This is a genomic window from Paracoccus sp. UBA5162 (genome assembly GCF_002413585.1).
Classification (GTDB): domain Bacteria; phylum Pseudomonadota; class Alphaproteobacteria; order Rhodobacterales; family Rhodobacteraceae; genus Paracoccus.
On sequence record NZ_DHXG01000084.1, the window covers coordinates 25,351 to 33,202 of the forward strand.

General features: G+C 64.7%; 9 protein-coding genes. 7 read left to right on the forward strand and 2 right to left on the reverse strand.

The genetic code is table 11. The features are described from left to right. Nucleotides 1-50 precede the first annotated feature (50 nt). Together pheS and B4A72_RS14020 are read left to right on the forward strand one after the other, a co-directional pair. A complete protein-coding gene (gene pheS, locus B4A72_RS14015; protein WP_292952129.1) occupies nt 51-1,130 on the forward strand; it encodes a phenylalanine--tRNA ligase subunit alpha in 1,080 nt (359 codons plus the stop codon). Further along, nucleotides 1,127-1,417: a YrhK family protein gene (locus B4A72_RS14020; protein WP_292952132.1), complete on the forward strand. Its 291-nt coding sequence runs from the start codon at nt 1,127-1,129 to the stop codon at nt 1,415-1,417. The genes pheS and B4A72_RS14020 overlap by 4 nt, the downstream gene beginning before the upstream one ends. 90 nt (nt 1,418-1,507) lie before the next feature. Here B4A72_RS14020 and B4A72_RS14025 read toward each other — a convergent pair whose 3' ends face one another. Then, nucleotides 1,508-2,209, reverse strand: coding sequence for a GntR family transcriptional regulator (locus B4A72_RS14025; RefSeq protein ID WP_292978882.1), 702 nt, complete (start codon nt 2,207-2,209; stop codon nt 1,508-1,510). 128 nt (nt 2,210-2,337) lie between these two features. Between B4A72_RS14025 and B4A72_RS14030 the strand changes: the two genes are divergently transcribed. From B4A72_RS14030 to B4A72_RS14050, 5 genes are read left to right on the forward strand one after another with little or no spacing between them, the layout of a single operon-like run. Beyond that, nucleotides 2,338-3,555, forward strand: coding sequence for a CaiB/BaiF CoA transferase family protein (locus tag B4A72_RS14030; RefSeq protein ID WP_292952138.1), 1,218 nt, complete (start codon nt 2,338-2,340; stop codon nt 3,553-3,555). After that, nucleotides 3,555-4,457 (forward strand): hydroxymethylglutaryl-CoA lyase, encoded by a 903-nt coding sequence (locus B4A72_RS14035; RefSeq protein ID WP_292952141.1) that lies wholly within the window; start codon nt 3,555-3,557, stop codon nt 4,455-4,457. Before B4A72_RS14030 ends, B4A72_RS14035 begins: the two co-directional genes overlap by 1 nt. Then, nucleotides 4,454-5,749, forward strand: coding sequence for a TRAP transporter large permease (locus tag B4A72_RS14040; RefSeq protein WP_292952144.1), 1,296 nt, complete (start codon nt 4,454-4,456; stop codon nt 5,747-5,749). The genes B4A72_RS14035 and B4A72_RS14040 overlap by 4 nt, the downstream gene beginning before the upstream one ends. A gap of 39 nt (nt 5,750-5,788) precedes the next feature. Continuing rightward, nucleotides 5,789-6,820 carry a TRAP transporter substrate-binding protein gene (locus B4A72_RS14045; RefSeq protein WP_292952147.1) on the forward strand — a complete coding sequence of 344 codons (1,032 nt, stop codon included), beginning with the start codon at nt 5,789-5,791 and terminating at the stop codon, nt 6,818-6,820. Nucleotides 6,821-6,825: 5 nt separating this feature from the next. Further along, nucleotides 6,826-7,326, forward strand: a complete 501-nt coding sequence (locus B4A72_RS14050) for a TRAP transporter small permease (protein WP_292952150.1) — start codon at nt 6,826-6,828, stop codon at nt 7,324-7,326. Nucleotides 7,327-7,381: 55 nt separating this feature from the next. Here the strand turns inward: B4A72_RS14050 and B4A72_RS14055 are convergent. Further along, nucleotides 7,382-7,852, reverse strand: a 471-nt coding sequence (locus B4A72_RS14055) for an SDR family oxidoreductase (RefSeq protein WP_292978884.1), incomplete at its 5' end; no start/stop codon positions are given.

Sequence of the window (7,852 nt, forward strand, 5' to 3'; positions counted from 1 at the left end):
CCCGACACAATGCTAAGGCAAGGGCCAGGAAGCCACGCGAAGGCATGACGATGGACGATCTGACCCCTCTGCGCCAGCAATGGCTGGACCGCATCAAGGACGCCGCCGACCCGGCCTCGATCGAGGAGGTGCGGCTCAAGGCGCTTGGCAAGAAGGGCGAGATCAGCCTGAAGATGCGCGAACTGGGCCGGATGAGCCCCGAGGAACGTCAGACCACCGGACGCGCCCTGAACGAATTGCGCGACGAGATCGACACCGCGCTGCGCGCCCGCCGAGCCAGCCTGGAGGATGCCGCGCTGGAGACACGCCTCGCCGGCGAATGGCTGGACGTGACGCTGCCCGGCCGGCCGCGCCCGGCGGGCACCATCCATCCGGTCAGCCAGGTCACCGACGAAGTTACCGCGATCTTCGCGGATATGGGATTCGCCGTCGCCGAAGGCCCGCAGGTCGAAACCGACTGGTACAATTTCGACGCGCTGAACATCGCCCCCGAACATCCCGCGCGGCAGGAACACGACACGTTCTTCATGCACCGCGCGCCCGGCGACGATCGCCCGCCGCATGTCCTGCGCACGCATACTTCTCCGGTCCAGATCCGCGCCCTGCAGGAACACGGCGCGCCGATCCGCGTGATCGCGCCGGGCCGCGTCTACCGGATGGACATGGACCAGACCCATACCCCGATGTTTCATCAGATCGAGGGGCTGGCCATCGACCGCGACATTTCCATGGCGCAACTGAAATGGGTGCTGGAACAATTCTTCTCGGCCTATTTCGGGACACCGGTGAAGACCCGTTTCCGCGCCAGCCATTTCCCCTTCACCGAACCCTCGGCCGAGGTCGATATCCAGTGCTCCTGGGAAGGCGGCACGCTGAAAGTGGGACAGGGCGACGGCTGGCTGGAAGTGCTGGGTTCGGGCATGGTCCATCCGCATGTGCTGCGTTCGGCCGGGATCGACGCCGATCGCTGGCAGGGCTTTGCCTTCGGCATGGGCATCGACCGTCTCGCGATGCTGAAATACGGCATTCCCGACCTGCGCGCCTTCTTTGAAAGCGACCTGCGCTGGCTGCGCCATTTCGGCTTTGCGCCGGGCGACATCCCCTCGGTCGCGGGCGGCCTGAACCGTTGAGCTTCTGGCGCGGCATCTTCCGGCACCACCGTCGCGAGGCGACCCCCGCCGCGCGCCGCCTTTATGCGCAATTCGAGATCGCCCATACCGTCGTCGATTTCGCGGCGGCCCTGTGCTTCATCATCGGATCGATGATGTTCTTTTCCGCCAGCCTTCAAACCCCGGCGACCTGGTTCTTCACCATCGGTTCGGTCTTCTTCGCGATGAAGCCGACATTGCGGCTGTGGCGTGAAATCAAGCTTTACCGGATGGGCGAGACGAAGACTCTGGCGGACCGGTTGGGGTAGGTTCGGGACAAGCCTTGGCAGGTTGTCCCAATTGCCCCTTGGCGCCGCCAGCCTGTCTTGTGGACCGCATCGACACCGCCGCGGGCGGGCTCAGGCCTTGTCATCTTGCGGTGTCTCGGCCGCAACGCCGTAGCGGTTCCGGAATGAGGCTGCGGCCGCCAGGATATGCGCCTCCATCGTGCGGGCGGCCCATTCCGCCATGCCAAGGGCGATCGCCTCGGCAATGTCGTGGTGATGGCCTGCCGAGCGGACCCGCTGACCAAGGCTGTAACGTTGCAGGGTCAGGCTGACGAAAGCCACATCCACGGTGCTTTGAAGCAGCCTTTCGAGCCGCGGGGCGCAGGCGGCCTCGAGGATCAGCCGATGGAAAAACGCATTCTCTTCCTCGATCCGGCGAGCGATATCCGGATCGCTGCGCTTCGCCAGGGCGGCGACGTGACGTGACATGCGTTCGGCCGATTGCTTCACGGCCTCGCGCTGTTCCGCGCTGGCGCGTTCGGCGGCGCGCGCCGCGGCATAGGATTCCAGCCGCGCCCGGATATCGAAGATCTCCTGCATCTCGCCGGGCGTGGGCAGCACGCACCACAGGCCGCTGCCGCTGCGGCGTTGCAGCAAACCCTCGATCAGCAAGCGGCCGATCGCCGCGCGGACGGGCGTTCGCGACAAACCCAGCATGGATGCAAGCCCGGTCTCGGTCACCTTGCGATCGGTCGGCAGGCTGCCGCTCAGGATCGCGTCCCGCAACTGACGATAGGCTCGGTCGGTGGAGGTTGCGAATTTCGAATGTTCCATCGGGTCACGAATGCAAAAATTTCAGAAATTGTATCCATATTCTTAAGTTTCTTGCAAGCAAGACGGAATCTGGTTCAGAATGTATCCAGAGATGCGATCTTTGGGATTCAAGGGGGACAAAAGCCGCAATGAGCGAACCCGAAGGGCGAGAGTTCGGCCCCCTGCAGGGTCTGCGTGTGATCGAGATGGGACAATTGCTTGCCGGTCCCTTCGTCGGCACGCGCTGCGCCGATTTCGGAGCCGAGGTCATCAAGATCGAGCCGCCCGGCACCGGAGATCCCATCCGTAACTGGGGGCGCAACCAGTATCAGGGCAAGACGCTGTGGTGGCCGATCATGGCGCGCAACAAGCATTCGGTATCCGCCGATCTCCGCCATCCGCGTGGGCAGGCGCTGGTGCGCAAGCTGATCGAGACCGCGGATGTGCTGATCGAGAACTTCAAGCCCGGGACGCTGGAAAAATGGGACATGTCGCCCGAGCGCCTGCATCGCATCAATCCGGGGCTGGTGATCGTGCGGGTTTCGGGCTTCGGGCAGACAGGTCCCTATGCCTCGCGGCCCGGCTTTGCCTCGGTGGGCGAGGCGATGTCGGGATTGCGCTATATCAATGGCTATCCGGACATGCCGCCACCGCGTTTCGGAATCTCGCTCGGTGATACGCTGACGGCGCTGTTCGCTTTTGAGGGCATGATGATGGCGCTGTTCCGTCGCGATCGAAACGGCGGGCAGGGCCAGGTGGTCGATGCGGCCATCACCGAAAGCTGCTTTGCGATGCTGGAAAGCTGCGTGACAGAATTTTCCAAGACCGGCCATGTTCGCAAGCCCTCGGGGTCGGGGCTGGCCAAGATCGCGCCGTCCAACATCTATCCGACCAGCGATGCGGGCTATGTCGTCATCGCGGCCAATGTGGACGCGATGTTCCGCCGGCTGACCCGGGCGATGGATCGTCCGGAACTGGCAAGCGATCCGAAATACGCGACCCATATCGCGCGCGGCGACAACCAGCAGGAACTGGACGCGCTGATCGCCGAATGGTCCGGCGCGCTGACCATGGCCGAACTGACCCGGCGGCTGGATCGCTTCGACGTGGTGCATGGCCCGATCAATTCGATCGCCGAGGTGGTCGAGGATCCGCATTTCCGTGCGCGGGGCATGGTTCGCGACATCGAGGATGACGAGTTCGGCAGCATCACCGTGCCGGGTGTCTTTCCCGTCCTGTCCGATACTCCGGGCGATATCGCATGGCTTGGCCCGCAGGAAATCGGCGCCAGCAACGCGCAGGTCTATGGTCGTCTGGGTCTGTCGGAAAGCCAGCTGGACGAGCTTCGCGCCGAGGGGGTGATCTGATGCTGACCCTGTGCGAGGTGGGACCGCGCGACGGATTGCAGAACCTCGACCGGATATTTTCGGTCGAGGAGCGGATCGAGATGATCACCGGGCTTGCCGATGCCGGCGCGCGGCATGTCGAGGCGGTCAGCATGGTCCATCCCGCCCGCGTCCCGCAGATGGCCGGCGCCGAAGAGGTTCTGGCGGGCCTGCCCCCCTTGCCGGATGTGCGATTGGCGGCGCTTGTCCTGAACCTGAAGGGGACGGAACGTGCCATCGCGACCCGCGCGACCGAATTGCGCTTTGCCGTCGTCGCCTCGGACACGTTCTGCCGCCGCAACCAGGGAATGTCGGCGGAAGACAGCGTTGCCGAATTCAGCCGCGCCGCGGCCGTCGCCAGCGAGGCCGGGCGCGATGTGACAGCCGTCATCGCCACCGCCTACGGTTGCCCCTTCGAGGGCGAGATATCCGAGGCCCGCGTTGCCGCCATGGCAAAGGCCGTGATCGCGGCCGGCGCAGGGCAGGTGGTGCTGGCCGACACGATCGGCGTCGCCGCCCCGGCGGATATCCGACGGGTCCATCGCGCGATGGCTCCGGTTCTGGGCGGCACGGGCTGGGGCGTGCATCTGCACAATACCCGCGGGACCGGTATGGCGAACCTGATCGCGGCGATCGAACTGGGCGCCGAGGTTGCAGACACATCCATCGGCGGCCTGGGCGGCTGTCCCTTCGCGCCGCGCGCAACCGGCAATATCGCGACCGAGGATGCGAATTATCTGCTGACGCGGCAAGGCATGGCGACGGGTCTGTCGCATGACCGGCTGGCCGCGCAGATCGACTGGCTGGATCAGCGTGTTCCGGGGCGCGTGACCGGGCAGATGTCTCGCGCCGGCTGGTTCGGCGCCGCCGAGGGCGCCGCATGATCGAACCGCTGATCGTTCTGGTCACCCTTCTGGCGTTGATCGCCATCGGCGCCCCGATCTTTCTGGCTCTTGGTGCGGCCGGGATGATCGGACTCTATATGGCGCGCGGGTCGATGGCGCTGTTCTTCGGGCCCAGTTCGCTTTTCGCGCAGCTGAACAGCTTTGAACTGCTGGCTCTGCCGCTGTTCGTGCTGATGGGAAATTTCCTGTCGGCAACGCCGGTCGGGGCCAATCTCTACCGTGCGGCGGCGCTGTGGTTCAACCGCCTTCGCGGCGGACTGGCGATCGCGACCGTCGGCGCCTCGACGGTGTTCGGCGCGGTCTCGGGGGTCTCGATCGCAGGGGTCGCGGCCATTGGATCGATCGCCGTTCCGGAAATGCTTGCGCGCGGCTATTCGCATCGGCTTGCGGCCGGGGCGGTCGTCAGTTCGGGCGCGCTTGCCATGCTGATCCCGCCCAGTGTCCCGCTGATCATCTATGGCGCCGTCTCCGGCGTCTCGGTCGCGGATCTTTTCATTGGCGGGATCGTGCCGGGGGTGATCCTGGCGATGGCCCTGGCGGGATATATCTGGATCCGCGCCAGTTTGAATCCGTCCGAGGCGCCGCGGGAAACCGAAGCCACGCACTGGGGGGCACGCCTGCGTTCGCTTGGCGGCTTGTGGCACGCGGCTTTGCTGGTGCTTCTGGTTCTGGGCGTCATCTATTCCGGCGTCGCCACGCCAAGCGAGGCGGGCGCCTTTGGCGCCCTGGGCGCGCTGGCGCTGGCGGCGCTGGTGTTTCGCAGCCTGACATGGATGCGTTTCTGGCAGATCATCGCGTCGAGCGCGCGGATCTCGGGGGCGATCCTGCTGATCATGGGCAGCGCGCGGATCTTTGGCGATTACCTCAACCTGATCCGGCTGCCCGATACGGTATCGCAGGCCCTGACCCAGACCCAGCTTCCGACTTTCGCCATCCTGATGGTGGTGATGATCGCCCTGTTGTTCCTGGGCATGCTGATCGACGCGGTTTCGCTGATCGTGGTGACGACGCCGATCTTGCTGCCGCTGATCACGGCCCTGGGCTATGATCCGCTGTGGTTCGGGATCATCCTGGTCATGAATCTCGAGATGGCGGTGATCACGCCGCCCGTGGGGCTGAACCTCTATACGCTGAAGGCCGTCGCCCCGGTCCTGGCCATCGAGGATATCATCCGCAGCGTGCTGCCCTTCGTGATCCTGCAATTCCTGGTGCTGGCGATGTTCGTGCTGGTGCCTGAAATGGCGCTGTGGCTGCCGGGCCTGATGCCCTGAGCCCCGCCTGACGATAGACAAAAAGAGGGAGGAGAAGACATGACCACCAGAAGACAGATCCTTGGCGCCACCGCCGCTCTTGGCGGGCTGTCCCTTGCGGGGCTGCCGCGGCGGGCCTTTGCCGCCGAGACGCTGACCGGGGTCAGCTACCTGCCGCCATCCTATGCCGATCTGGCATATGGTTCGCAGGGGTTGGTTGACCGGGTGAACAAGGCGGGAGAAGGCGTCGTCGCGCTGGATTATTATGACAGCGGCCGCCTGGTCGCGGCGGATGAACAACTGCCGGCGCTGCGGGCTGGCACGATCGACTTCATGTTTCACACCTCATCCTATGTCACGCGGTCGCTGCCCATCCTTGGGGTCCTGGGCCTGCCCGGCGTGGTCGGCCCCCTTTATGAGAACCCCGACCGGTTGCGCCGCGGCGCGCCCCTGTTCGAACTGATCGCGGCAGAGCTGGAAAAACAGGGGCTGCGCTGCCTGTCGCTTGGCGGTGGAATCATGGAACCGGAATATATCTGGAGCATCGAAAGCGCGCCCATCACCAACCTCTCCCAGATCGACGGCAAGAAGATCCGGCTCGTGTCCTTCGAGGCCTCGGCTGCGTTGGAACATTTCGGCGCCGCCCCGGTGCGCATTCCCTCGTCCGAACTGTATCTCGCGCTGGAACGCGGGACGGTCGATGCGGCCGTGGCCAACATCTCGACCATCAACGGACGCTCGATCCAGGAACAGGTGGATTATGCCTATCGGATGCCGGTGACAGGCTTTGCGATCGGCGTCTTCACGACCACGCGCCGTTGGGACGCGATGCCCGAGAATGTCCGCGCCGCCTTCATGGAGGGGGTCGAATGGTTCGATCAGGAAAGCGCCCGCGCAGCGAACGAGGATTATTTCCGCGATCAATACTGGCCCGCCTTCAAGGAGGCCGGGATCGAAGTCATCGAGCCGGCCGACGACGAGATCGCCGAATTCGACAAGATCAACGTCGACGTGCGTCAGGTCTGGCTTGACGAGGTCGGTCCTGACGTGGGTCAGCGTGCCATCGCGCTGGCCCTTGGCGAAGAAGCATAACGCCGATGCGCGCCGTCGACCGTGCGATGGGTTGGCTGACCTGGATCTTGCAGGCCGGCGGCGCGCTGGTGCTGGTCTTCATGATGATCACCATCGGCTATGACGCGCTGACGCGGCACTTCTTTGCCCGCGCCACCAGTTGGAGCATGGAGATCAACTCGTTTCTCATGGTGTATCTGGCGCTGGTCACCGCAGCCGACACGCTTCGACGAGGCGAACAGATCGGCATCGGCTTTCTGGCCGAACGCGGCAATCCGGCGTTGCAGCACCTTCTGCGGGTCGTGATCGCGGTCGTGGGCGCGGGTTTCTCGTTCACGATCGCCTGGCGAGGCTGGCTGATGGCGCGCGACGCCTTCGCCTATGGCGAGCGCGTCAGCAGCGCGTTCGGCACGCCCATGTGGATACCCTATGGGTTGATGCCGGTCGGCTTTGCCGTGCTGGGCCTGCAATTCGTGCTGATGGTCTTCGCGCGCCGCAAGGACATTGTGCGATCCGATTACGGTTAAGCCTTGTTCCACATCGGACGGTTGCGCCGAGAAGAATGGCCGAGAGGACGCAGCCTCAGACAGCGCGGGTCAGACCGCCATCGAGGCGCAGGTTCTGGCCGGTCATGTAGCTGCCCTCGTCGGAGGCGAGCCAGGAGATCAGCGACGAGACTTCGGCGGCCCGGCCATAGCGGCCCATGGGAATGCGCACGCGCCGGTCCTCGGTTTCGGGCAGGCTGTCGATAAAGCCGGGCAGGACGTTGTTCATGCGGATGTTGTCGGCCGCGTATCGGTCGGCAAAGAGCTTGGCAAAGGCAGCGAGGCCCGCGCGAAACACGCCCGAGGTGGGAAATAGCGGATCGGGTTCGAAGGCTGCGAAGGTCGAGATGTTGATGATCGCGCCGCCGCCCTGCTTTTGCATGATCGGCGTCACCAGCCGGGCGGGGCGGATCGCGTTCAGCAGGTAGACCTCCATCCCCTCGTGCCAGCCGTCGTCTGAGATCTCGAGCACGGGACCCTTCGGACCGTGACCGGCGGAATTGACCAG